The 24,805-nt window shown below is 44.7% G+C and carries 29 protein-coding genes; 11 read left to right on the forward strand and 18 right to left on the reverse strand.

Annotated elements, in window-relative coordinates:
* Complete coding sequence (locus tag MUK70_RS12175) at positions 1 to 390, forward strand: response regulator (protein ID WP_234607467.1); 390 nt, start codon at positions 1 to 3, stop codon at positions 388 to 390.
* A gap of 365 nt (positions 391 to 755) precedes the next feature.
* Positions 756 to 938: a hypothetical protein gene (locus MUK70_RS12180; protein WP_234607468.1), complete on the forward strand. Its 183-nt coding sequence runs from the start codon at positions 756 to 758 to the stop codon at positions 936 to 938.
* Between the two features lie 299 nt (positions 939 to 1,237).
* On the opposite strand, the gene MUK70_RS12185 is transcribed toward MUK70_RS12180, so the two are convergent.
* The 4 genes from MUK70_RS12185 to MUK70_RS12200 form a co-directional block, all read right to left on the reverse strand.
* On the reverse strand, positions 1,238 to 1,942 hold the full coding sequence (locus tag MUK70_RS12185) for an L-ribulose-5-phosphate 4-epimerase (protein ID WP_234652395.1): 705 nt from the start codon (positions 1,940 to 1,942) through the stop codon (positions 1,238 to 1,240).
* 15 nt (positions 1,943 to 1,957) lie between these two features.
* Positions 1,958 to 3,448, reverse strand: a complete 1,491-nt coding sequence (araA, locus tag MUK70_RS12190; RefSeq protein WP_234652397.1) for an L-arabinose isomerase — start codon at positions 3,446 to 3,448, stop codon at positions 1,958 to 1,960.
* A 19-nt stretch (positions 3,449 to 3,467) separates the two neighbouring features.
* Positions 3,468 to 5,156: a ribulokinase gene (locus tag MUK70_RS12195; RefSeq protein ID WP_234652399.1), complete on the reverse strand. Its 1,689-nt coding sequence runs from the start codon at positions 5,154 to 5,156 to the stop codon at positions 3,468 to 3,470.
* Between the two features lie 151 nt (positions 5,157 to 5,307).
* Complete coding sequence (locus tag MUK70_RS12200; protein ID WP_234652402.1) at positions 5,308 to 6,012, reverse strand: NUDIX hydrolase; 705 nt, start codon at positions 6,010 to 6,012, stop codon at positions 5,308 to 5,310.
* A gap of 475 nt (positions 6,013 to 6,487) precedes the next feature.
* Between MUK70_RS12200 and MUK70_RS12205 the strand changes: the two genes are divergently transcribed.
* Together MUK70_RS12205 and MUK70_RS12210 are read left to right on the forward strand one after the other, a co-directional pair.
* On the forward strand, positions 6,488 to 7,327 hold the full coding sequence (locus MUK70_RS12205; RefSeq protein ID WP_234652403.1) for an endonuclease/exonuclease/phosphatase family protein: 840 nt from the start codon (positions 6,488 to 6,490) through the stop codon (positions 7,325 to 7,327).
* Between the two features lie 129 nt (positions 7,328 to 7,456).
* A complete protein-coding gene (locus MUK70_RS12210; protein ID WP_234652405.1) occupies positions 7,457 to 8,125 on the forward strand; it encodes a DUF4369 domain-containing protein in 669 nt (222 codons plus the stop codon).
* 17 nt (positions 8,126 to 8,142) lie between these two features.
* Here MUK70_RS12210 and MUK70_RS12215 read toward each other — a convergent pair whose 3' ends face one another.
* On the reverse strand, positions 8,143 to 8,853 hold the full coding sequence (locus tag MUK70_RS12215; RefSeq protein ID WP_234652407.1) for a hypothetical protein: 711 nt from the start codon (positions 8,851 to 8,853) through the stop codon (positions 8,143 to 8,145).
* A gap of 161 nt (positions 8,854 to 9,014) precedes the next feature.
* A complete protein-coding gene (mtgA, locus tag MUK70_RS12220; protein WP_234652408.1) occupies positions 9,015 to 9,701 on the reverse strand; it encodes a monofunctional biosynthetic peptidoglycan transglycosylase in 687 nt (228 codons plus the stop codon).
* 134 nt (positions 9,702 to 9,835) lie between these two features.
* Here mtgA and MUK70_RS12225 point away from each other — a divergent pair, with 134 nt between their 5' ends.
* Complete coding sequence (locus MUK70_RS12225; RefSeq protein WP_234652419.1) at positions 9,836 to 11,122, forward strand: DUF2851 family protein; 1,287 nt, start codon at positions 9,836 to 9,838, stop codon at positions 11,120 to 11,122.
* On the opposite strand, the gene MUK70_RS12230 is transcribed toward MUK70_RS12225, so the two are convergent.
* Genes MUK70_RS12230 through MUK70_RS12245 form a run of 4 tightly spaced genes read right to left on the reverse strand, consistent with a single transcriptional unit; the run spans position 11,112 to position 13,465 of the window.
* Complete coding sequence (locus MUK70_RS12230) at positions 11,112 to 11,312, reverse strand: hypothetical protein (protein ID WP_026630003.1); 201 nt, start codon at positions 11,310 to 11,312, stop codon at positions 11,112 to 11,114. The genes MUK70_RS12225 and MUK70_RS12230 overlap by 11 nt on opposite strands.
* Before the next feature lie 23 nt (positions 11,313 to 11,335).
* On the reverse strand, positions 11,336 to 12,754 hold the full coding sequence (locus tag MUK70_RS12235) for a CCA tRNA nucleotidyltransferase (protein WP_234652421.1): 1,419 nt from the start codon (positions 12,752 to 12,754) through the stop codon (positions 11,336 to 11,338).
* Positions 12,755 to 12,801: 47 nt separating this feature from the next.
* Positions 12,802 to 13,164: a helix-turn-helix domain-containing protein gene (locus tag MUK70_RS12240; protein ID WP_234652434.1), complete on the reverse strand. Its 363-nt coding sequence runs from the start codon at positions 13,162 to 13,164 to the stop codon at positions 12,802 to 12,804.
* Between the two features lie 4 nt (positions 13,165 to 13,168).
* The gene (locus MUK70_RS12245) at positions 13,169 to 13,465 is read right to left on the reverse strand and encodes a type II toxin-antitoxin system HigB family toxin (RefSeq protein ID WP_234652436.1); all 297 of its coding nucleotides are present in this window, start codon (positions 13,463 to 13,465) and stop codon (positions 13,169 to 13,171) included.
* A 219-nt stretch (positions 13,466 to 13,684) separates the two neighbouring features.
* On the opposite strand from MUK70_RS12245, the gene MUK70_RS12250 reads away from it, so the two are divergent.
* Positions 13,685 to 15,280, forward strand: coding sequence for a glycosyltransferase family protein (locus MUK70_RS12250; protein ID WP_234652438.1), 1,596 nt, complete (start codon positions 13,685 to 13,687; stop codon positions 15,278 to 15,280).
* Here MUK70_RS12250 and MUK70_RS12255 read toward each other — a convergent pair.
* Both MUK70_RS12255 and MUK70_RS12260 read right to left on the reverse strand, forming a co-directional pair.
* Positions 15,221 to 15,592 carry a globin domain-containing protein gene (locus tag MUK70_RS12255; protein ID WP_234607484.1) on the reverse strand — a complete coding sequence of 124 codons (372 nt, stop codon included), beginning with the start codon at positions 15,590 to 15,592 and terminating at the stop codon, positions 15,221 to 15,223. The two genes, MUK70_RS12250 and MUK70_RS12255, sit on opposite strands and share 60 nt — an antisense overlap.
* A gap of 7 nt (positions 15,593 to 15,599) precedes the next feature.
* Complete coding sequence (locus MUK70_RS12260) at positions 15,600 to 16,373, reverse strand: AMP nucleosidase (RefSeq protein ID WP_082212807.1); 774 nt, start codon at positions 16,371 to 16,373, stop codon at positions 15,600 to 15,602.
* Between the two features lie 50 nt (positions 16,374 to 16,423).
* On the opposite strand from MUK70_RS12260, the gene MUK70_RS12265 reads away from it, so the two are divergent.
* The gene (locus tag MUK70_RS12265) at positions 16,424 to 16,873 is read left to right on the forward strand and encodes a type I restriction enzyme HsdR N-terminal domain-containing protein (RefSeq protein ID WP_234607485.1); all 450 of its coding nucleotides are present in this window, start codon (positions 16,424 to 16,426) and stop codon (positions 16,871 to 16,873) included.
* Between the two features lie 89 nt (positions 16,874 to 16,962).
* Here MUK70_RS12265 and MUK70_RS12270 read toward each other — a convergent pair whose 3' ends face one another.
* Both MUK70_RS12270 and MUK70_RS12275 read right to left on the reverse strand, forming a co-directional pair.
* Complete coding sequence (locus MUK70_RS12270) at positions 16,963 to 17,574, reverse strand: YceI family protein (protein WP_234652440.1); 612 nt, start codon at positions 17,572 to 17,574, stop codon at positions 16,963 to 16,965.
* 86 nt (positions 17,575 to 17,660) lie between these two features.
* Complete coding sequence (locus MUK70_RS12275) at positions 17,661 to 18,119, reverse strand: MarR family winged helix-turn-helix transcriptional regulator (RefSeq protein ID WP_234607487.1); 459 nt, start codon at positions 18,117 to 18,119, stop codon at positions 17,661 to 17,663.
* Between the two features lie 163 nt (positions 18,120 to 18,282).
* Here MUK70_RS12275 and MUK70_RS12280 point away from each other — a divergent pair, with 163 nt between their 5' ends.
* The 3 genes from MUK70_RS12280 (at position 18,283) to MUK70_RS12290 (ending at position 21,483) form a co-directional block, all read left to right on the forward strand.
* Positions 18,283 to 18,861 carry a Maf family nucleotide pyrophosphatase gene (locus MUK70_RS12280; protein WP_234652442.1) on the forward strand — a complete coding sequence of 193 codons (579 nt, stop codon included), beginning with the start codon at positions 18,283 to 18,285 and terminating at the stop codon, positions 18,859 to 18,861.
* A gap of 26 nt (positions 18,862 to 18,887) precedes the next feature.
* Positions 18,888 to 20,393, forward strand: coding sequence for an alpha-amylase family glycosyl hydrolase (locus MUK70_RS12285; protein ID WP_234652444.1), 1,506 nt, complete (start codon positions 18,888 to 18,890; stop codon positions 20,391 to 20,393).
* A gap of 76 nt (positions 20,394 to 20,469) precedes the next feature.
* A complete protein-coding gene (locus tag MUK70_RS12290; RefSeq protein WP_234652446.1) occupies positions 20,470 to 21,483 on the forward strand; it encodes an SMP-30/gluconolactonase/LRE family protein in 1,014 nt (337 codons plus the stop codon).
* 4 nt (positions 21,484 to 21,487) lie between these two features.
* Here the strand turns inward: MUK70_RS12290 and MUK70_RS12295 are convergent, their stop codons facing one another.
* Together MUK70_RS12295 and MUK70_RS12300 are read right to left on the reverse strand one after the other, a co-directional pair.
* On the reverse strand, positions 21,488 to 22,030 hold the full coding sequence (locus MUK70_RS12295) for a hypothetical protein (protein ID WP_234652448.1): 543 nt from the start codon (positions 22,028 to 22,030) through the stop codon (positions 21,488 to 21,490).
* 11 nt (positions 22,031 to 22,041) lie between these two features.
* Positions 22,042 to 22,560, reverse strand: coding sequence for a hypothetical protein (locus tag MUK70_RS12300; protein ID WP_234607492.1), 519 nt, complete (start codon positions 22,558 to 22,560; stop codon positions 22,042 to 22,044).
* Between the two features lie 163 nt (positions 22,561 to 22,723).
* On the opposite strand from MUK70_RS12300, the gene MUK70_RS12305 reads away from it, so the two are divergent.
* Positions 22,724 to 23,227, forward strand: a complete 504-nt coding sequence (locus tag MUK70_RS12305; protein ID WP_234607493.1) for a GtrA family protein — start codon at positions 22,724 to 22,726, stop codon at positions 23,225 to 23,227.
* A 6-nt stretch (positions 23,228 to 23,233) separates the two neighbouring features.
* Here the strand turns inward: MUK70_RS12305 and MUK70_RS12310 are convergent, their stop codons facing one another.
* Positions 23,234 to 24,418 carry an acetyl-CoA C-acyltransferase gene (locus MUK70_RS12310; protein WP_234652450.1) on the reverse strand — a complete coding sequence of 395 codons (1,185 nt, stop codon included), beginning with the start codon at positions 24,416 to 24,418 and terminating at the stop codon, positions 23,234 to 23,236.
* Positions 24,419 to 24,525: 107 nt separating this feature from the next.
* Positions 24,526 to 24,777: a DUF6814 family protein gene (locus MUK70_RS12315; protein WP_234607495.1), complete on the reverse strand. Its 252-nt coding sequence runs from the start codon at positions 24,775 to 24,777 to the stop codon at positions 24,526 to 24,528.
* Positions 24,778 to 24,805: the final 28 nt, after the last annotated feature.

Consider the following 24,805-nt stretch of genomic DNA (forward strand, 5'->3'; position numbering starts at 1 on the left):
ATGAAGCCACTTTTACACTTTTTTCTTATAGATGATAGTGCTTTCGATCTGTTTATATATGAGAAACTGCTGATTAAGAGCGGCATAACTGACTCTGTAAAGACTTTTAATTCGGCGCGAGATGCATTAAAACACCTTGTAAGCCGGGCCGATACGCTACCAGAAAGCGTTATCCTACTGGATTTGCAAATGCCCGACATGAACGGCTTTGAGTTCATCGACGAATTCGACAGCCTGCCATTAACACTGCAGCAAAAGATCCGGATCTTTATGCTTTCTTCCACCATCGATACCCGCGATATCGACAAAGCCAAAGCAAGTCAGCATATCATCGACCTGCTTCCTAAGCCCTTGGAGATTGTAACGCTTCGGAAAAAACTGGGAATTTGAACATTACTCTCCTGCTGCCTGGATTAAAGCTGCCCCAACCTCACATTACACTAATTCTATGTATCGTAGAATTAATTCATTGTGGCACAACTTTTTAATATAACTCTCTATTAATAAGGGTAAACGGCCGGTTACTATTATTTAGCCTCCGTATTGTATAATTGTTACCCATTTTGACGAAAAATGTTACAGAATACGTCTGAGCAAATCTCCATTTGCACGGTAGATGGGAAAATGCTGCCCCATTTTATAATAATTCAAATTGTTAATATAAATTTTTAAATAATCTTATTAACAGGGCTTGTTCAGGTACAGGTTTGGTACGCCAAATCTAAATTATCGTAACCTTTAACATCCCATAATAAATGAAAACTGATAGCAAAACCCTGTCTGAGATCTTAAAGTTGCATGCAGAATACGTTAAGGAGGTTGAGTTCAGTGGTATCAAACCACTTTCTATGGAGATTTACAAGACTAACTCCAACAATTTTGTTCGCTGGATCCAGGATGAATTTAATCCGGGAAGCAAGTTACGGAGAAGCTTATAACATTCATCAGCTAAAAAGGATATTCATACTCAACGTTTAGCTAAGCTAGCAACTACCGAAAGACTCGTTCTCGGTAGTTTTTTTTTATACCAAACTTTTCTATGTTTGATGTACGTTAATATGTCAATTGTACTTTAAGATTCCCTGATATGTTGTTTGCTCTTTTTAATCTGTTTAAAGGTCGTTTTTCCAAAGAATCTATTAATGAAGCGAAAGCGAGCGAAAAGCGAATGACACGTCAGGAAGCACTTCAACAGATGCGCAACATTACTAGCAAGCGCACCGGAAACAAGGATTGATCAGAAACCTTGACCATAATAAGCATCCTTGCCGTGTTTGCGAAAATAATGTTTGTCAATAAGCCCTTGTTTAATGGTTTGAGCGGAAGGGTTAATTTGGAGCGTGAGAAACGCCATTTTTGCGATTTCTTCCAGCACAACTGAATTATAAACGGCCTTAGCCGGATCTTTTCCCCAGGTAAATGGCCCATGACAGGCAACCAGCACCATTTCGGTTTCCTTGTAATTCAATTTCCCGCCTACAAATAAATCCAGGATCTGATTGCCTGTTTCAAGCTCGTAATCCCGCTGGATCATTTCGTCTGACATCACTTCGGTAACAGGAACTGCGGTTGTCAAATGGTCCGCGTGCGTTGTTCCCAGATTCGGGATCGCGCGTATTGCCTGTGCCCACGCCACTGCGTAAGTAGAATGTGTATGACAAACGCCACCGATCAAAGGAAAATGCTTATAAAGCAATGTATGTGTTTTTGTATCGGAAGACGGTCTCATAGCGCCCTCAACAACCTGATTATCAAGATCCAGTAAAACAATGTCATCCACTCGCAGCTTACTGTAAGGCACGCCGCTTGGCTTGATGGCGATCACGCCGGCATCCCGGTCAATTCCGCTCACATTTCCGAAGGTGACGATCGCCAGGTTTTCCCTGGGTATTTCCATATTAGCCTCGTAAACTTGTTCTTTAAGATAGGTGTATTTAGACATACTTTCTGTAAAATTTCATTTGTAAGAAGCCTCACTCCATCTCAATTCATTTTTCAACTGTCTGAGAGATGTGTTTTTATCAATTACAACCAGCTCAACATCAGTCATATCAGCGAACATTTCGATATGATCTGTGGTCAAGTTCTGACTGTAAACCGTATGGTGTGCGCCGCCGGCATAGATCCATGCAGCACATCCTGTTGCCATATCAGGCGCAGGTTTCCATAACACCCTTGCAACAGGCAGTTTCGGAAGCGCCTCGGTTGCCTCCACAGCCTCGACCTCGTTCACTAAAATCCGGAAGCGGTTTCCCATATCAACCAGGGAAACGTTGATGGCCGGACCAGCTTCTGCATTGAATACCAGCCGAACCGGATCTTCCTTGCCCCCGATGCCCAGTGGATGAATTTCACAGGAAGGCCTGCCCGCAGCAATGCTCGGACAGATTTCCAGCATATGTGATCCCAAAACCAGGTTATTAGCCGGATCGAAATGGTAAGTGTAATCTTCCATAAACGAATTTCCGCCAGCCAGCCCGCTGCCCATCACTTTAAGCGCCCGCACCATGGCTGACGTTTTCCAGTCGCCTTCACCGGCATATCCGTAGCCCGCCGCCATCATGCGCTGCGAACCGATGCCCGGAAGCTGCTTCATGCCGTACAAATCTTCAAATGTGTTGGTATACCCCTTAAAATCTCCATCTTCCAGGAAATACTTCAACCCCAACTCAATCCGCGCAGCATCCCAAAGCGCGCTGTGCCTCCCCTCGCCTTTCCTGATGCCACTCGCCAGCTCATACAGCGATTCATATTCATCGATCAAAAGCCCGACTTCTTCATCCGAAACCTGATTAATCACCGCAACCAGGTCGCCGACAGCATAGGTGTTCACCGAAAAGCCGAATGTCATTTCCGCCGCGACTTTATCGCCGTCTGTGACTGCGACTTGCCGCATATTATCGCCAAATCGTACGAACCTGGCACCTTTCATATCGTGACGCGCAGCCGCAACGCGTGTCCATTGTGCAAGATCTTCAATAACGTGGGCTTGTTGCCAATGCCCCACGATCACTTTCCGGTTCAGGCGCATACGGGTCATCATGAAACCAAATTCCCTGTCGCCGTGAGCGGACTGATTGAGGTTCATGAAATCCATATCAATGTTCTCCCATGGAATATCCCGATTGAATTGCGTGTGCAAATGCAACAGCGGCTTTTGCATGATCTGCAAACCGCGGATCCACATTTTTGCCGGCGAAAAAGTATGCATCCAAGCCACAATGCCAATGCAGTTTTTGGCAACGTTCGCATCCTGCATGATATTGAAAATCTCTTCGGAGGACTTCACAATAGGCTTAAAAACCGTCCTGACCGGAATCACGGCAGATTCGTCGAAATGTTTGCTGATGATCTGCGCATGTTCCGCAACCTGGCGAAGCGTGTCTGCTCCGTACAAATCCTGACTGCCCGTAATGAACCAAATTTCAAATTGTTTTAAATCAACCATTAGGATTGTGAAAGGGTGGCTATGATAAAGAAGTTGACAATGTATTTTCCGGGGCAAGCTGCACTTTATGTAAGAAGTCGTTCTCTATAAATGCCCCGGACTGTGCATATTTTTGATATAATGTTTTATAAACAGCTGCTTGCGCCGGCCTAGGCGTGTAAACCGCGTCAAAACCTGAACTCATAGCTTCCTGTGCTTCCGGTAAGGTTTTGTAAATTCCCGACGCGACAGCCGCAAACATAGCTGCTCCCAGCGCACATGCCTGTTCCGAAGCAGCCACTTTGATGGGCATATTGAGCACATCTGCCAATGTTTGCATGACGAATGCAGATTTTTTAGCCACGCCGCCAATCGCGATCACTTCATGGATCGGAACGCCTTCTTTCCGAAACCGCTCCACAATGCTCTTGGAACCATAAGCCGTCGCTTCCACCAGGGCCTTGAAGATCCGGACGTGGTCGCTGGCTAGGTTCAAGCCTAGTATAGCTCCTTTTAATGTATGCTTCGCATCCGGCGTTCTGCGGCCATTCAGCCAGTCTATGGCGATGATATCATTTTCAGTAACAGGCAATTTAGCCGCCTGTTCGGACAGATGCGGAATGAGATTTTTTGACAATTCTCGTGCAGACGCCTCTCCCAGTAATGCGCGTACAGGCTCAATAATAAGCTTGGCAAACCAAGCATAAATATCGCCAAAGGCGGATTGGCCCGCTTCCATACCCAGCATTCCGGGGATAATGGAGCCGTCCACCTGCCCGCAAATTCCTTTTATAAGCAAATGCCCGACTTCCTCATTCGGCGCGACAAGCATATCACAAGTTGATGTCCCGATCACTTTGCAAAGAGAATAAGGCTCGATTAATGCTCCTACGGCACCCATATGCGCGTCAAAAGCCCCTACACCAATGACCGTATCGCCTGGAATGCCCAACTTCTCAGCCCATTTGCGGGAAATAGTGCCCATGGCTTCGTCCGAAGTTTCAGTTTTGGAGAAAAGTCTATCCCTGAGGCCGTCCAGAAGTGGATCGAGTTTCGTCAGGAAATCATTAGGGGGCAAACCGTCAAAATCGCTGTGCCATAGAGCTTTATGACCAGCGGCACATCTTGACCTTTTTAATGTGAGCGGATTTGTGTTTCCCGTCAGCTCAGCAGAAATCCAGTCGCAATGTTCAACCCAGGAGAATGCTTTATCGCGAACCTGTTCGTCAACCCTCAGTGTCCGCAGGATTTTGGCCCAAAACCATTCTGAGGAATAAATTCCGCCTACATACTTGGTATAATCCGTTTCTAAACCGTGTGCTAAGGTGTTAATTTCCTCTGCCTCAGCGTTCGCCGTATGGTCTTTCCAGAGAATAAACATGCCATTTGGATTTTCAGCAAATTCGGGCAAAAGTGATAAGGGCGTCCCGTTCCGGTCCACAGCAACGGGCGTGGAACCAGTCGTGTCTACCGAAATTCCGCGAACATTTTGCCGCACACCTTCCGGCGATTTTTCCAATGCTTCCAGCACTGCACCTTCCAGCCCTTCCAGGTAGTCCAGCGGATGTTGCCTAAACTGCGACGAAGCCGCATCACAATACCTCCCCTCCTTCCACCGGCTATATTCCCGAACCGCAGTCCCCGCCTGGTCACCCGTCCGGGCGTTCACCACCAGTGCCCTCACCGAGTCAGTGCCAAAATCAATTCCAATCACGTAGCTTTCTTTCATGGTCGTTTTATTTCACTTATCACGAAACAAATATAAATAAATTTGTTTATGGTGTTATTTTGACACAATTAATATTATATAATTATGCGGACGTTTGCTATAAGTTCAAATGCTGCTTTTGTTTCAAAGACTAAAACTAACTCTCTGCACCCTACGACTGTTTCATACTATCTGGCATAAAATTCCAAAAAGAATGGAATTTTTCCTTGTATCTCACCTCATCCAGCTTGTACAATGTTGCCTTTTTTGTCGTGCTGTTACTATTCTTGCTGCCCGTGTCGATGAGCAGGCCCGTTGACAACAGCTTTCTGCTGAAATTGCGCCTGTCGAGCGGAATGTTATAAATTGCCTCGTAAAGCTTTTGTAGTTGAGGAATGGTAAAAAGCTCCGGTAACAGCTCGAAACCAATGGGATGCAGGGCAGCCTTATATTTTAAATGTTCAATGGCCTTGCAAACCATATCTTCGTGGTCAAAAATCAGCGAGGGACGGTTTTCCAGCGTGATCCAGGAAGCATTGTGGCTCTTCACAGCATCCGAGTCGTGGTCCTCAATCTGGATAAGGGCAAAAAACACAACCGAAACGGTCCTCTCTGCCGGGTCGCGGTTGATCTTGCCATACGTTTCGAGCTGCTCGACGTAGATGTTTTTCAGCCCGGTGAGGTTATACAAAATCCGTGCTGCGCCGTCCGACAGATCCTCATCTGCATTGAGGAAACCACCCATTAATGACCATTTCCCCTTTTCAGGCTCAAAATTCCTTTTGATCAGCAAAAGTTTGATATCCTTCCCGTCAAAGCCAAAAATAATACAGTCGATTGCCAGCAGAATGCGCGAAGCCTGCGGATAATTATTCATTCATTCAATGATGTAGAGATTGTAATAAGCGGCAATTTAAAGAGCCGTCAGTTACAAAAATCGATCTGCCGTCTGACTTATTTTAAATTATCGTTAACAAAGTAAAAAAAAGAACGAGATTACTTAATCCGTTAAAAGATTCAAGAGAGAATTATTGTCCCAATTTTGCGGGCCATTCCACTCCGGGAAGCCGGACTTTAAAATCTCGGGTCATACCCCACCGTTACGCCACGCACGAACCGGATGCAACGCACAATTACCCGATCGACATTGGAGGCGGGCCACTGGAAGGCAAGCGGACATTAATCAAGCTGCACGCAACCAAAAAGCAGCTCGACCTGAAAATGATCCGTGATGATGGCGAATTGGTTTGAAAACTTCTCCTGTCAAAAAAGGGCAAATGATCATACATCCGAAATATCAATAACCGGCAAGCCGCTTAACTTTGCCTAATATTTACAATTAATAAGCTTAAATGAAAAAAATCGCCCTAGCCCTTTCCTTTTTGTTTGCATTGTCGCAAAGCACATTTGCACAAAAAAACACAATCAATGTTGCTTCCTATAATGTGCGTTACAACACCGCGAATGATGGTGTAAATGCGTGGCCAAACCGCAAAGAGAATGTAAAAGGCCTGATCCGCTTTCACGAATTTGACATCTTCGGTGTGCAAGAAGCACTGATAGGTCAATTGAAAGACGTGGCTGAACTGACAGAATTTACATTTTATGGAAAAGGCCGCGACGATGGAAAGGAAGGTGGCGAGCATTCGGCTATTTTCTATAAAAAAGACCGCTTCAAAGCATTGCAATCGGGCGATTTCTGGATGAGCGAAACGCCGGACAAACCAGGCAAAGGCTGGGACGCAACCTGCTGCAACAGAATCGCTTCCTGGGTAAAGTTTCAGGATTTGTTAAGCAAAAAGGAGTTCTATTTTTTCAATGTTCACTTTGATCACCAGGGCGTTGAGGCGCGCAGGCAATCGGGACATTTGATGGTCAAGAAAATCAGCGAGATCGCTGGTAAATCAACCGTGATCTTAACCGGAGACTTCAATTCCACACCGGACACGGAGCAGATCAAGACGATCCAAGGTTTGCTGAACGACTCCCATGAGGTAACAAAACAGCCTCCATATGGCCCGGAAGGAACATTCAACAGCTTCAAATTCGACGCGCCGATGGACAAGCGCATCGATTATATTTTTGTCAGCAAGAATATTGATGTTTTGAAATACGGCGTTTTAACGGATGCCAGAGAACAACGTTATCCGTCTGATCACCAGCCTGTTTTAATCAAGGTTGAAATAAAATAAGGAGTGCCTTTCAGCGGTCGGCTTCTGGCAAATAATTTTGATTTTTTCACTAATTTACCTGCCAGAAGCCGACCGCCGAAAGACAAAAGCGGACTGTTCGAGCGCCATTACCGCCTAATGTTCCTAAAAATGACCAAATTGCTGCTCCGACTTGTTGCACTTTCTTTCCTCTTCCCCCCTGCTTTTGGTCAGCTTATCAAGATAAAAATCGTCAACCCCGATGGACTGAAAGGCCGGAAAGCGATCTTGCTAACCCGTGAAAAGGGTTTTGCAGCAACCGTACATTCAATTAAACTAGGCCAGGACAGCATTAACTTGCAAATGGAAAAGGATCTTGTTCCGAATTTGTACCAAATGCAGGTTTCGCAATTGAAAGGCTCCCTTTATTTTTTTCTGGAAAACGGCGTCAAGATCCAGCTTGATACGACGGATCTTTCCAAATCAGTCGCAAGCAATTCAAAAAGCAACGAAGAATGGCAGGTGTTTTGGAACAACATTCAAAAACCTTCCGACGACCGCTTGCTCATCTACACCGCCGGCGAAGGACGCGCCAGAAACAAAGCCCAGGCCGACAGCATTGATTATTGGCGTGGTCGGCAAGCCATCGAACGCCTGGACCTCCAAATCAAAACCAGCACATTCATCCAAAACAACCTAAGCTCATTCGTAAGCCTTTATCTCCTGAAAGTCAACTGGTATGCCTTCAAAAACCTGGGCATTTTCGAAAAACTCGACCCATCATTAGCAAGGCACCGGACTTATAAGTTTTTGAAAGAGAAAAGGCGGGGGAATAGTTGAATGGGTCGTACGGAAGTTCATGCCAAGCTTCGGACTAAATCAATGGTCCACTCAACTTGATCAAGGTCTGAAATGAATTTAACCAAGTCAGGATCAATCCAATTTAATACACTGACAATCGCTAAATGAACGTTTAGTGCGTTGTTAAAGTCAATTTTAAATCCTTCAAAACAGATCGGCTCGTTATGATTAATTCGATTTCTGAACCTTCGGATAACATCAAGCGTATCTTTCACGTCCTTACGGCCATAGCCTGCGGGTAAAACTTGAAATATTTGAATAGGTGTTCCTTGAAGTAATTTATAATGATTTACCTCGAATAAATCTGTCCAAAAGCCAAACGGCAGCTCTGCAATGATCTTTCCAGTTGTAACACTGGTTCCCGACTTTATTATCCGTTTTTCAGCACTAGTAACCTCCCTAATTAGAAAGTCATTCGTTTTTCGCAGACCTGTCTTCTTGTAAAGAAAAGTTAAAATCGGGTCAGACATAAATCCTTTTCGCTGATTAGTTATCCAACTAGTGTCGAGAAAATGCTCGGAGATAACATCATTAAGTCGGTTGCGTAGCACAACCTCCAATATTCCCAGAAGTGGATGGAAGGCCTGAGAGACTTTCAAATTGCCTTTGTAAAGGCTTTGAGGGGATATGGGTGAACCTTGACTCGCTTGTAAAAATCTGCTTACTCTCGGCTCTGAAAAATATAGTGTGAAATTATCAAAATGCATTTGCGCTTTTTTTGTTCGCCAAATATAAATATTTTTGTGTGCGATGCTTGGAAAAGCCTCTTATCCTCGGATAACGTAACCAAGTTATAGACCAATGACCTGCCATTTATGACAGGTCATTTTATTTGTTCCAGATCGTAGATTTTACGGATGCACTCGCCTCACAAATCCGCAATGTACTTCTGCCCACCCAGATACCGCATTTGCCTTACAATCTGGCCTGTCCGCTTTTGGACGTAGCCCGATGGATTTTTGATCGAGAACCGCACTGGGTTTGGGAGCACAGCGGCGATGCGGGCGGCTTCGAAGCGGGAGAGCTTTTTGGCGGATTTATCGTAGTATCTTAATGAGGCTGCTTGAACCCCGAATGTCATTTTTCCCATTTCGGCTACATTCAAATATACTTCCAGAATGCGCTCCTTGTCCCAGATCAATTCAATTAAAACGGTGAAATAAGCTTCTAAACCCTTTCTGATGAAGCTTCTGCCATGCCATAGGAAAACATTTTTGGCGACTTGCTGCGAGATTGTACTAGCCCCGCGCACCCGTTTCCGCTTTTCGGTCACAGCATTATAAATCTGATCAAAGTCAAATCCCCAGTGGTTGGGAAAATTCTGGTCCTCGGATGCAACAACGGCCAGCGCTACTTCCTTTGAAATGTTTTCGTAAGGCTCCCAGTCGTGATGGATTTCAGTATCCTCATCTGCCCTGAAAGCTTCCACTTTTCTTGACAGCATAAATGGCGTGACCCAAACAGGTAAGAACTTCAAAACCAGCACCCAAACGATTGAAACAACGAAAAAAACGATGAGCATTCTTAGCGCAATAAATTGCAAACGGCGGAGCATAAAACTTTTTTACTTCTAAAACCTGTGACCAAACCAAAAAATCAGCGTACAAAGAACAGAAACTAATCAGGTTAAGACAAAGAAAATAAAGACCATTCCCTTAAATATTTCGGCACACGCTAATTCCAAATGCTATGAATGAAGATATCCTGAGTTTTATATGGCGATTCCAATATTTCGCTGCGGAAGCATTATACACCGATGAAGGCAGCCAGCTTTCCATTATCCGAACAGGCCATAGGAACGGCAATTCCGGCCCGGACTTTTCCGAAGCACGCGTTGTGATCGGCGAATTTCAGTGGATCGGCAGTATCGAAATCCATGTAAAATCATCGGATTGGTATTTACATGACCACGAAACGGACCCTGCTTATGAAACGGTAATCCTGCATGTGGTTTGGGAAAATGACCGGCCGGTTGTAAGGCGTGATGGCACTTTACTGCCTACACTCACATTGAAAGGAATTGTAAAAAAGTCCGTTTTGGAGCGGTATACCCAGTTGCAGGACGAAACCGAGACGATTCCCTGTGCGCCCATGTTCGCGCAGGTCAATGAAATTCAAAAATACGGGATGCTTGACCGGACTTTACTCGAAAGGTTGGACAAAAAGGCCAGCCTGGTGATGGAGTTACTGGCCAGAAACAACAACGACTGGGAAGAAACCGCCTACCAGTGGCTCGCAAGGAACTTTGGATTCAAATTAAATGATGCACCATTCACACGCCTGACTGAAATTGTAACCTGGAAAATTATCCGGAAACACCGCGACAAATTATCCCAGATTGAAGCATTGCTTTTTGGCTGTGCAGGACTTATCCCAATCGAATCCAACGATTTTTACATCCGCCAGCTGCGAACGGAATATCAGTTTTTGAGTGCCAAATACGGATTAAAAACTCAGCAGATGAATGGTCACGAATGGAAAAACCTGCGCATGCGGCCAGCAGGGTTTCCTACCGTGCGCCTCGCTCAATTTGCGCGGCTGATACACAAAAACGGCAGTTTGTTTTCTGAAATTATTTCCACTTCTGCCTTTTCATCTTTGCAGGCCATGTTTCATACTGAACAGTCTGATTACTGGCAGGATCATTATCTATTTGAGAAAAAATCAAAAGGGAAAGTGCCATTTCTGGGAAAAGACTCTGTTAATCTGCTTATTATCAATGGTGCTGTGCCCCTTTTGGTCGGTTATGCCAAGCATAGGCAACAACCGGAACTGCTGGAAAAAGCAATTTACTGGCTATCCGAAATCGGCGCGGAAAAGAACCGCATCACGAGGGAATGGGAAATGTTAGGAATGAAAGTGACAACTGCCGCTGATTCACAGGCGCTTATTGAATGGTATAATCATTACTGTACATTCCGGAAATGCCTGGAATGTACAGTTGGGGCAACATTGATTCGCTCCGTCAGCCTTTAACCAGGTTCACGCCCGTAAGCAAGAAAACCGTTCCGACCAAAAACGGAACCACAGATTCCCATTTGGAGACAGTAAGTCCTAGTACCGGCTTGTCGGATAAAAATGCAATGCAGGCAAATAACAGGACCGAAATGCCTAAGATTGTGAGAAGTGCGCCAAAGAAGCGTTTAAACTGCGTATTGTTTTCCATTTAGTTGTAATGAGGAGTCAGATTTATGATTGTAAAGTTAAGCCCATTTTTTCGCCCTCTTGCACCATATATGCGTAGGCAGGATCAAATTCGTTCTGGATAATGCCTTCCAGAATTGCTTCCCGCACGATTTCTTTGATAATGCCCACTTCTTTCGCCGGTTTTAAACCAAAAGCCTGCATGATCATTTCGCCGGTGATAACGGGTTGGAAGTTGCGCAGCTTGTCGCGTTCTTCGAGGTCTTTCAATTTCTGTTCCACCAGATCAAAATTGTGCAAATAGCGCTTCACTTTGTCGGGATTTTTGGAAGTGATATCAGCGCGGCAAAGCTTCATTAATGCTTCGATGTCTTCGCCTGCTTCCACCAGCAAACGCCGCATGGCCGAGTCGGTTATTTCTTCTTTGGACAAAACAATGGGTCTTAAATGCAACCGAACGAGCTTTTTCACAAAACGCATTTTCTCATTCAAAGGCAATTTCATCCGCCTGAAAATAACCGGCACCATACGCGCACCGACTTCTTCATGGTTATGGAAAGACCAGCCAATGCGTTTGTCAAACTTTTTGGTAGCAGGTTTGGCAATGTCGTGCAGGATTGCCGCCCAGCGCAGCCAGAGGTCGTCCGTGTGCTGCGACACATTGTCCAGCACTTGCAATGTGTGGTAAAAGTTATCCTTATGTCCTTTGCCGTCAATGGTTTGCACGCCCAGCAACTCGATCATTTCAGGAAAGATGATCTGTAAAATGCCTGCGTGATAAAGTAATTTGAAGCCGTAGGAAGGTGTCGGTGAAAGAATTATTTTGTTCAATTCATCCGAAATGCGCTCCATCGAAACAATCTCAATGCGATCTTTCATTTTAATGATCGCGTCGAATGTATTGGGTTCGATATCAAAGTTGAGCTGGCTCGCAAACCGGATCGCGCGCATCATGCGCAGCGGATCGTCGGAGAAAGTAATTTCCGGTTCAAGCGGCGTGCGGATGATTTTTTTTCTGATATCCCTAATGCCGTCAAAAGGGTCTACGAGCTCGCCTAATGTTCCTTTATTGAGGCTGATGCCCATCGCATTAATCGTAAAATCCCGGCGGTTCTGGTCGTCGCTAAGCGTTCCGTCTTCCACCGCCGGTTTTCGCGACTCTGCACGGTAAGATTCTTTGCGGGCGCCTACAAACTCGATTTCCAGCTCGCCCTGCCTGATCTGCGCTGTTCCAAAAGTCTTGTATATGCTCACAAAAACATCCGGTCCCAGCTGGCTGGCGACCATTTCAGCCAGCTCAATGCCGCTTCCGATCGAAACGATGTCGATGTCCTTACTATTCCGTTTGAGTATCAGATCCCTTACAAATCCACCGATTACATATGCCTCCACTCCCAGCTCCGCGGCAGCCTTCGCCACAATTTCAAGAATCGGATACTGGATTAACTGCTCTTTAAAATTCATGCGGCAAAGGTAAAGATTTCTTGTTCTGCCTGACTTGAAGAATAAAATTATCGGGTGAGCTGGTAGTCACCAATGAGGCTGTTGGCGGATAAATGCAGACGTGAGGCAAGATTACGGATCATGTCCACACTTAATTTTCTCTTTTTGTTTAAAATTTCGGAAACTCTGCTTTTGCCACCGATTGCATCAATCAAATCAACCTGCTTCAACTGCATTTCCTCCATCCGTATTTTGATTGCTTCGATTGGGTCAGGTGCTTCAATCGGATAATATTGCTGCTCATAGGCATCGATCAGTAGTGCAAGAACATCCGCTTCATCACTTTCCGGCGTTCCTATGGGCGAATCGAAAAGGATTTCCATGCGTTTGAGCGCTGCCTGATAATCGTCCTTTGTTTTAATGAGTTTCATAATGTCAGATCAAATTAGCGTCAATTAAATCATATTCCTGATGCGTTCCGATAAATCGGACAAATGCCCATTGTTTCTCAAAATTGAACTTTACAACAAGTCTGTATGCATCGCCTTTCACATTAAAAACAACCCTGCCTTCTTTAAGAAAGCTAGCGGAAGCATAAGTTTGCTTAATGTCCGCAGGTGTTTTCCAACCAGCATTGCAAGCTGTGTCGTACCAGGTTTTTAAATATTGTTCGGTTTCCGGATGCGATTCCCAGTATTCTCGTAGTGTGCTTTTAGCAAAGATGCGTTCCATCTTAATTTTATTGACGACACAAAGATATGAAAAGTTCCCAAATCAAGAACTTTTCATTCAGAAAGCAAGCATGTTATGATTTTCAACATATAGGAAGCATTCTCAGCCCGACAAATAATTCAACCAGGCCCTTTAATAATCGGTTTCCTCAGCCGGCTCAACCCAAAGATAAATTGCTGACAGGTCAAAATTACTGCACCCGGGCAAAGCAACTACTCTATGGGACCTTCCTTAATAGCGCACTTGATATTGAATTGGCGGACGACTTGCTGTTTTCTTTTTATTATATGTTGCTACATTTCTTCCTCTTACCTTTTGGTGTACTGCATTCATCACGACGAACATTTTCAAATCATCGAATTTGCAAATTTCAAAAGAGGAATGATCAGCAACAATCATCTCCCCTGGGAATTCAATGCGGCTCTGCGTCCATCATTACAACCAGCGATCGCATACGCTATGCTTAATGTTATGCAATCCCTAAGGTTAACAGACCCGTTTCATCAAGCGTTTATATTCCGTGTATTCAGCTCTCTGATCTTTTTATACAGCTCGCTCAGACTTTACAAGACCTTTTCAAATGAAATAACATCGCCCTTTTTACAAAAGGTTTTCTTTTTTCTGAGCTTTTTCTTTTACATGTTTCCGATTTCCGGCGTCAGGTTTTCGTCTGAAAACATGAGCGCCTGCTCATTTGTTTTGGGATTTACCATCATTTTTCCTTTGTTGTTTGCCACTGGGCCAGAGACTCTGGATAAGAAAAAACTGATTTTAACCGGTGCAATTTTCGGCATTTCATTTCTATTCCGTTATCAAAGTGCAATTCTGATTGGCGGACTGGCAAGCTGGCTAATGGTATATCAATATCGGCGCTTTTCCGATTGGCTTGTTGTGTTTGCCGGATTCTTAATTGTTTGTTTACTGGGGGTTGTACTTGACTACTGGCTTTATGCAAAATGGGTTTTTTCTGCTTACAACTACCTTAATTTCAATATTATAGAAAGCGGATCGGCTGCTTTCGGCATAAGTCCGTGGCATTTTTATATCACTTCTATTGATCTGAGAAAATGGATGATTCCGCTCAATATTTCGCTGATCATGCTAGTACTGCTGTTCTTGCTGGTTCGTCCAAAGCACCCGGTCAGCTGGGTCTTTTATCCTTTTCTGCTCGTCCATTCCTTAATTGCTCACAAGGAGACGCGCTTCGTTTACCCAATTCTCATTTATTTGCCGTTCATCGTCACCTCCTCTCTGCAGTTCCTATCCGATCGCTTTCAGCATCAAAGGTTTAGGTTCCGGCCTTTGATCGGTCTATTGATGATTATAAATTCATTTGCTTTTGTAGCGACAACAGTAAGTGTAGGAGATAACTCAACTGAAATTTTCAAGTTTATTCGAAAGTTGCCGGATAAGCCGATCAAAGTTTACTATACAAATTCCTTCTTTTTCTACACATTGAATAATGGATCAAAGAATATAACCCCCCATTTTTATAAAGATCGGCATGTGATAGATATGGAACTCGTTTCCATGAGTATTGGCAAAAACGTTCATAATGTGCTCGTACACCCGGACACACTGACGTATATTGTATTGGATAAGAACCAGCAGGAGGAATTTGGCGATAGTCTCAAATTAGTTTTTGATCCGCAACCAGAGTTAGTAAGAACCCTGAATTATCGCAATTGGATGAGACAGGGTCCGAGTCTCTGGAAACTATACGAGTTGAAACCAGCAAAATCGGCTACTAAATCCTTAGCGGTTCACCATGAAAAATGCCGTCCTCGGAAACCGATCAAACAACTCATCCTTTAACTCCTTGCTGATTGGGAGCTCCCCCACTGCTTCGGACATGCATTGGAGCCAGGCGATGGCGTCGTCTTCGGTGATGACGTGGGGCATGTGGCGGGCGCGCATCATGGGGTGGCCGTGGATGTCGGAGTAGAGCTGTGGACCGCCTAAGAATTGGGTCAGGAAGAGACGCTGCTTTTCCTTTATTTCCTCTTTATCGCTTTTGAAAAGCCTGGAAATCAACGCGTGATTGAAAACCAAATCGTAAAATTTATCAGTCAGTTGTCGTAGCGCGGCGTCGCCGCCAATGCGCTCGTATAGGGAAGCTTCACTCATTTCTCAATTAGTTTTCAAACCGCAAATGTTTCACCGACGCACCAGATCTGGCGAGCTCGGTTAGTGACTCAATGCCGATTTCGAGGTGCATTTTGACGTAATTTGTGGTCACTTTTTTATCACTTTCTTCTGTTTTAACACCTTCCGGGACCAATGGATTGTCCGACACCAAAAGCAATGCGCCGTGCGGAATGGAATTGGCAAATCCAACAATAAAAATTGTCGCCGTTTCCATGTCAATGGCCATGGCCCGAATGTCCCGCAGATATTCTTTAAAACTATCGTCGTGTTCCCAAATTCTGCGGTTGGTGGTATAAACCGTCCCGGTCCAGTAATCCATTTTATGCTTGGCAATGCTGGCCGAAACTGTGCTTTGAAGTCGGAATGAAGGCAATGCCGGGATTTCCGAAGGCATATAATCGTCACTGGTCCCTTCCCCGCGAATGGCTGCGATGGGCAAAATAAGATCCCCAACCTGCGTCTTTTTCAGTCCGCCGCATTTCCCTAAGAACAAAACTGCTTTGGGATTGATGGCCGATAAGAGATCCATCACCGTGGCGGCCATCGGGCTTCCCATCCCGAAATTAATAATGGTAATGTCCTTGGCAGTAGCAGTTTGCATGGCCCTGCCCTGCCCTTTTACCTCCACATTAAACTTCTCCGCAAACATGGTCACGTAGTTCCCGAAGTTGGTCAGCAATATATAGTTTCCGAAATCTTCAACGGCCGTGCCCGTATAGCGAGGCAGCCAGTTTTCGACGATTTGTTCCTTTGTAGTCATGAATTCACTCGGTTTATTGGCTGCATTTGGTGTGATGCGTATCTTCGTTCATGGAATCTCTGAACCTCCCGACGTTTGCTTACAAAGTTAAGCACGTTAATGGGAAACCGCATATCTTCGACATTATACGCAGGAAATTCGTTTCACTCACGCCAGAGGAATGGGTAAGGCAGCATTTTATACATTTGCTGATCACGGAATACGGTTATCCCAAATCACTTTTCGCCGTAGAAACCGGCCTGCAATACAATACATTAGCGAAAAGAACAGACATTATGATCCTGTCCGGCGAATCGTTGCCGTTTCTTTTGGTTGAATGTAAAGCACCTTTTATTTCTGTTAACGAGGCCACTTTTGCCCAGATCAGCCGCTATAACTTCACATTGCAACCTCAATATCTGGCTGTTACCAATGGCATGAGCCATTATTGTTTCAAGGCAGTCAACGGACAGATCCATTTTATGGACGATTTCCCTCAATACAGAGCGTTTAATAATTAAAATTTTATTGGCATAAAAACAAAAACCTGCCCAACCAAAAGGTCGGACAGGTTAACAATCTTAGCCATGAAAATTTATATGTCAGTCGATTATTTTGAAGCAACTAACTTCACGTCGATGCTGAAATCATCGTTGATCATTTTGTCACCAAGGTTTTCAAAGAATGACTTGGAGTTGTATTTAATGTCGTATTTAGAACGGTCCACAACGATTTTACCAGTTGCTTCCGCGCCAGTTGCTGTTGTTTTTACAGTCACAGGGAATGTTACAGGTTTTGTGATGCCTTTGATAGTAAGGTCACCCGTAACTTCGTAAACGCCCGTTGATTTTGGTGTTGCTTTTGTCACTACAAATGTTGCAGTAGGGTGTTTTTCAACAGCGAAGAAATCATCAGATTTCAAATGGCCGATCAGTTTAGCATTGTATTCTTTGTCCGTAAGGTCGGTACAAGTGATGCTGTTAAGATCTGCAACGAACTTACCGCCAGTCAATTTCGCGCCGTCCATTGTGATCGTTCCTTCTTTCAGGGCGATTTTGCCTGTATGCTCGCCAGTTACTTTTTTGCCCAACCAGGTAAGCTCGCTTTTAGAGGTGTTTACTTTCAAATTTGTCGCTTTTTTAACTTTGTCGTCTGCTGATACAGCGCCTGAAACGAAAAGAGCAACTGCGACAGAAGCAAGGAAAAATTTAACGGATTTCATTGTAGTTTTCATTTTTAAATTAATTGATTGTTTTAATTATTGGGTAATTCATTTATTCGGCTATGTACTTTTGTGGGTTTATTATTTTAATGCTCAGCTTCCCGCAGTTTGTCCAGCAGTGCATTGATCTGATCAGCTTCTTCCGCTGAGATCACATTGAAGCGATCCTCCCACTCTTCCACATGCGGATCAAGGTCGTCAAGCAATTTCAGCCCCTCTTCCGTAATCACTACATCCACAGCCCGCCTGTCATTCGGGCAAGAAGACCGTTTAGCCAGATTCTTAGCCAGCAACTTATCGACAAGCCGGGAAGTGTTAGAATTTTTATCCAGCATTCTTTCCGTAATATCACTTACCTTGATCGGGTTCAGTTGCTGACCGCGCAAGATTCTCAGCACATTGTATTGCTGGCTTGTGATATCGTATTCTTTAAAAAATTCGAGTTGCTTATATTCCAGCCAATTGCTCGTATAAATCAGGTTCAATGCGAGTCGCTGATAAGCGCTTCGAAATTTATTTTGTTTTATATCAGTTTCAATAGACATAGCTGATTGCAAATGTATTTATGATGTATATACATTTAATGTTACAACATCTATATATAAACGAATGGTTCACCAGCGGGAATAAAATTTGAAAAGAATTTAAGAAGTTGGTTGTAACCAGCTCTAAATATTTGACGGTCAGCACATAATTATCTCTGTTTACATGATTGCTTTACAAAAGCCACTTATACTCGCTTCCAATTCGCCCCGCAGAAAACAGCTGCTTACAGATGCCGGATTCGATTTTACCGTTGAAGTGCTCCCAACCGATGAAAGTTTTCCCGCAAGTTTGCCGGCTGAGCAAGTCGCCGATTTCATTTCGAAAGAAAAAGCGGAAATGTTCAGGGGCATTCGGCCTGATGCGATCGTCCTCACCGCAGACACCATTGTTGTTGCCAATCACGAAATTTTGGGGAAACCTGCGGACCGTGATGAGGCATTTAGAATGCTGCAAATGTTGTCTGGTCAAACGCATACGGTCATAACCTCGGTAAGTTTGCTGTCCGCAGACAACATTGAAACGGTTTCTGACGTGGCAGAAGTCACGTTTAGTGCGTTGGAAGAGTGGGAGATAACCCGTTACATTGAGCATTACAAACCTTTCGACAAAGCGGGTTCCTATGGCATCCAGGAATGGATTGGCATGGTTGCTGTTGAGAAAATTGAAGGATCATTTTACACGATAATGGGCTTACCGGTGCATATTGTTTATAAATTGCTGAAACCTTATTTCATCAGCTAAGCCGGCCCTGTTGAGGCGACACGAATATGATTGCAGATAAATCAAGATTTATTCCGAGGGTTTGCTACGAAATTTTTGTCCGTTCATTTTGTGATTCAAACGGTGATGGGATTGGTGACTTGAATGGCATCATTTCAAAATTGGATTATCTTGCCGATCTCGGCATAGAAGCGATCTGGCTTACGCCGATCCACCCGTCGCCCAGTTATCACAAATACGATGTGACCGACTATTACGGCATTGAACCGGAGTTCGGTACAATGGACGACTTCAAAGAACTACTCACAGAAGCACACAAAAGAGGCATCGAAATTTATCTCGACCTGATCATTAACCACACCAGCACGTTGCACCCGTGGTTTTCGGAAGCCCGGAAAAACCATGCGAATGCTTACCGCGAATTTTACTGGTGGATGACGCCGCCGCAAATTGAAGCATTAGGCATTTCTACCAGGGAGACTTCGGACGATTCGCAAGTGGTTTATCCCTGGCACCAGAACCTGGAAGATCCTGAAAAATACTATGGCCTGTTTTTTAAAGGCATGCCTGATCTTAATTATCATTCCGAAGCACTGCGTTCGGAACTGGAGAAAATCCTGCGGTTCTGGCTGGTGGAAGTGGGTGTAGACGGTTTTCGCCTCGACGCCGCCCGGCACGTTTACCCGGAGTGGGAAAAGCATTTGAGCGTTGAATTCTGGCAATATTTCTCAAAACAGGTGCAGGAGATTAAGCCAGATGCCTTTACAGTGGGTGAAGTCTGGGCAGAAACGGAGGAGGTTGCACCTTATTTCCGGTATCTGGACGCGACCTTCCATTTTGATCTCAGCTTCGCATTGCAACGCATGCTGATCGGAGAAAGGGATGAAGACATTGTTGAGAAGTTACAGGCCAGTTATGCCGTTTTCGAAAAATACAATCCGCTTTTCGTAGATGCGATCATGCTTACGAACCACGACCAGGACCGCATAGCAAGCGTTACAGGAAATCATAAAGCGAAGATCAAACTGGCCGCCAGCATTCTGCTAACATTGCCGGGCCAGCCGTACATTTATTATGGTGAAGAAATTGGCATGCTCGGCACCAAGCCCGACCCTTACATCAGGGAGCCGTTTATCTGGTCCGGTGATGCGGAAAACAGCTGCACTGCGAGCTGGATCGACGCGCAATTTTCAAAAGCAGAAACCATCACACCATTATCCGTACAAACCGAAGATCCTGATTCGGTTTTTAATCATTATAAAACATTAGTCAATCTGCGAAAATCAGAACCGGCGCTAAGCCAAATTTTTGCACCAAACCTGCACCGCGTCTGCTTGCAAGATGATCAGATGCTCTCCTATTTTCGACCGCATGTGGATAAATCGCTGGTTATCATCCATAATTTAAGCAGTTACGACAAACCGATTCTGATGCCGGAAGACAAATCGGGTTTCAAGCATATCCTTTTCAGCACAGACCCGCAGCATTCGGGCACATTACAAACCATGCAGCTCGCGCCCCATTCGAGCCTTATTCTCGCTTCTCATTCCTGAAACTTAAACAGTAGGTTGCGGGGCCTCCCATTCTTTATTCCATATTCAGATTTTCTTTCCAATAAACTTCGGAATTATGAAGCGTTGCGCGTCCGTTCTGCCTTTCCTCTTTCTGCTTTCCTCCATTGGTTTTGCCCAGAAATCTTATCCCACCATGGGAAAGATTATTTATGAAGATCCTGCATTTCGGAAGCTGCTGTCAGAAGATGCAAAAATTGAAGTGCTGGCTTCCGGTTTTGACTGGTCAGAAGGACCGGTCTGGGTGAAAGACAGTAGTTTTCTGTTGTTTTCTGACGTTCCAAAAAACAAAATTTACAAGTGGGACGAAAAAAGCGGACTGTCCGTTTTCCTCGAACCATCCGGTTATACGGGCCGCGGTGCGTATAGCGACGAACCGGGCAGCAATGGGCTGATCATCGACAGCAAAGGACGGCTTATCTCGTGCGAGCACGGCGACCGGCGCATTTCGGCCGTATCATTAAAAGTAGGTGGAAAAATAACGCTGGCGGATCATTTTGAAGGTAAAAGGTTCAATAGTCCCAATGATGTGACCGAACATTCGAACGGCAGCTATTATTTCACGGATCCACCTTATGGCCTGGCTAAAAAACAAGATGATCCTAGTAGAGAAACCAAACAGTTTGGCGTTTACCGCATTGCCAAAGATGGAAAAGTGAGCTTGCAAATCCCGGATCTTACCAGGCCCAACGGACTTGCATTTTCTCCTGACGGAAAAATTCTCTACATCGCCCAATCTGATCCTGAAAAAGCCATCATTATGGCTTATAATGTGGATGAAAGCGGCAATGTCGTTGGAAAAGGGAGGCTTGTCTACGACGCAACAGCGATGGGAAAAGCCGGAAAACCAGGCTTACCCGACGGCTTGAAAATAGATAAGGACGGCAATCTCTGGTCATCCGGACCCGGCGGAATGCTCATCATCACGCCAGCCGGGAAGTTGTTAGGCAGAATTGAAATGGGTGAACTGACCTCCAATTGTGCCTGGGGAAATGACGGATCTACATTATATATGACCGTGGACGGCTATGTATGCAGGGTAAAAACAAACACAAAAGGCGCCGGTTGGTAACTAACTAGCGGTCCGCCACGCGCCTCACTGACCTAAGATCATTTTCCACATCTCTTTTCACTGACACCCAGTTTGTTTTACCGTTGCGGTAAATGTTCGTGTACGCCCTGTAAAGGACCAGCTGATCAGCGCTAACTTTATCCAGCTGATCCGCCAGAACACCTTTTTGCGAAGATTTGGCCGTTCTGTATTCATTAATGAGCACATTATAGCGGCTTTCCAGATTGTCAAGCTCATACAAAACCACCTCGCCAAGCTTGTCCATTTCCTGATATTGGGAAATTAGCTGCTGGTTATAATCCGCGCTTCCCGGCGAACCTGGATTTTGTGAATCATTGCGTTGTGAATCATTCAGCACGCGATCATAATCCCGTTTGTAAGTGCCACTGTTTGAGCGATAATCACTGTCATAAGAACGGTCGGAAGGATCGCTGCTGCCGGACGACGTGCCGTGACGCTGGTCATAGCGCCTTTGTAATTGCTGGGAACACGAAAAGCTGATCACCGTCAAAGCGGCCACACAGCAGAGCAGATAAATCTTTTTCACGATTTTTGCTATTAAAAGTTATGTCTTAAACCAATGCTTAGATTGGGATTAAAATAAAAGAACTTTGGAATCAGTTCCACATAGCCACCACCTTCCACGAAGAAAGAAGCCGGTTTCTGCGAGAAGAAGAATTCAAGTCCCGCTGTTGCCGAGGGGCCGGTTGAAATGTTGGTTGTATAAACTGATTTCACATTACGGTCTGGGTAATATCTTCTCGAATTTACCTGTACGCCCGGACCTGCATACGCGATCATCCGCTCGTTGAACAATGGCGCATACCAAAGATAAGTCCCGTTAAACATAACTCCTACTCCGCCCAGATCATCATTGCTTACTTTGTAATTATCCTTGCTTTTAAACAAACCAATGTATGTTCCAATGCTGATGTCCAGTGCGTTACGTTCACCGTATTTCCGAATACTGACGGCAATAGGCTCGCCGACCTCAAATCCAACGGCCCATTTCTGGGTCTGCGAGAAGGCAGGAATAACACAAAATAAGAGCGAAACAAGCGTAATAAACTTCTTCATAATCATGGTTCAAAATTGTAAAGAGGGCAAAAATAGTGCCATAACCATAACATTGACCTCTATTTCCACTTGCTCAAATTCACTAACGGGTTTTGTTTCAGGATCAATTTCTTTCTAATATTGGGCCTTAGTTGTTCCCGGCAGTCCATTAACCATCTTTCAAGTGGCCCCAGTAAAGCAGGATAAAATTCTCAATACCAAAGATTTAATAGCGTATTTTCTTGTTGCGGGCACCGGGGCAGTAATACAACTCATATCAAGCAGTTTAATCCAGGATTGGTTCGATGTCACCTGGAGCGAGTCCATCACCCTCTCTTATTTGGTAGGATTTGTTGTAGGTTTTATCCTCACCAAATTATTTGCATTTGACGCACGCCGCAGCAACCAGACGCGCCGCGAAATGGTGAAGTTCCTAATTGTTGCATTGATCTCACTCGGCGTAACCAAAATTTTCACGTTGGGATCATTCAAGCTCGCGACCGAAGTGCTGGGCATGGACATTTATATTGTAAAGCTTCCTTTCGGTAAAAAGCAGGTTAATCTTACAGAAATGGGCTCTTATGTTACTGGAATGGGTTTCAGTTTTGTGAGTAATTATATTCTGCACAAAACATTCACATTCAAAAGCACCGGATTTTACAATCGCCTGAAAGTCCTTATCCGCTAACTTTTCCTACAATCTTTCAATAATAACAGCAGAAGCGCCACCACCACCGTTGCAGATCGCAGCCAGGCCATAGCGTCCGTTATTATGTTCCAGAACAGATAGCAAGGTAGTGATAATGCGCGAGCCGGAAGATCCCAGCGGATGGCCAAGCGAGACGGCTCCGCCGAAGATATTTACTTTCTCCATATCAATTTCCAGCATTTTAATGTAAGCCAACGCCACAACCGCGAATGCTTCATTAACTTCAAAATAGTCAATTTGCGAAAGGGACATTCCAGCTTTCTTCAAAACCTTTTGTGTAGCTAAAACGGGTGTAGTTGTAAACCACGCTGGCTCCTGCTCCGCGTCGGCATAGGCAACGATTCGTGCAACCGGCTTAATATTGTTGTTTTTTACAAAATTATTTCCGGCAATAACCAGCGCAGAGGCGCCATCATTGATCGTGGAAGCATTAGCAGCAGTAACGGTTCCTTCTTTGGAAAAGGCCGGTTTTAGAACAGGAATTTTTTCAAATTTCACTTTTTTAAATTCCTCATCCTCCGCTACAGTTGTCACATCGCCCCCTTTTGGTGAAGGCACTTCCACCGCTATTATTTCTTTCTGAAAAGATCCATTAGCGGTTGATTCCGCACTTTTTGTATAGGAGCGGATGGCAAATGCATCCTGCTCCTCTCTCGAGATACCATATTTTTCAGCCGTCCGGTCGCCGCACAAGCCCATTCCGATCTGGTCGTAAACGTCTACCAAACCATCTTTCAGCAAACCGTCGATAATTTCACCATTGCCATATCCGTAACCATTTCTTGCCTTGGGTAAATAGTAAGGAACCTGCGACATGCTTTCCATTCCGCCCGCCACGATCAGATCCGCATCGCCAAGCTGGATCGATTGCGTACCGAAAACCACAGCCTTCATCCCGGAAGCGCAAACTTTATTGACTGTTGTACAAATTACATTGTTTGGCAAGCCCGCATACAATGCCGCTTGCCGCGCCGGAGCTTGTCCGAGATTGGCAGAAATCACATTGCCCATGATCACTTCCTCAACCTGCTCAGAAGCAACGCCTGCCCTTTCCAGAGCGCCCTGAATGGCCGTTGCACCTAGTCTTGCTGCATGCACAGTCGACAAACTTCCTCCAAAACTTCCAATCGGCGTCCGGGCTGCGGACAAAATAAAAACTTCTTCTTTCATGGTTATCGGCTCGTCTGATGAGATCGCCAAAAATAAAAACTATCCTGACAAATCTATGTTAACAAGCACCAAATCCAAAAAAGAAGAAGTTAGTTTAATCCTCCCTCCTATATATCAGCCGAACTCCGTGGCAATTTTTCATACTCTCCTTTCCAGCCGTAATAGCCGAAAATCACCAGACCGGCGCAGATAGGAATGAAAATCAGGATAATGATAGACCATTGTAAAGTCGTGTTTGTTCGTGCAATTCCCTCCGCAGCCAAACCAATTTTCTCGCTGGCCTGCATGAATAAGAATATAATGATAGCTGGCCCCAGCAGCATCCAGAGAATCCCCAGAAATTTCTTTAAAGCGTTCATATTGAGCTATTTTTTTAAATATTTTGAC

Source organism: Dyadobacter chenwenxiniae (assembly GCF_022869785.1).
Lineage (GTDB): Bacteria > Bacteroidota > Bacteroidia > Cytophagales > Spirosomataceae > Dyadobacter > Dyadobacter chenwenxiniae.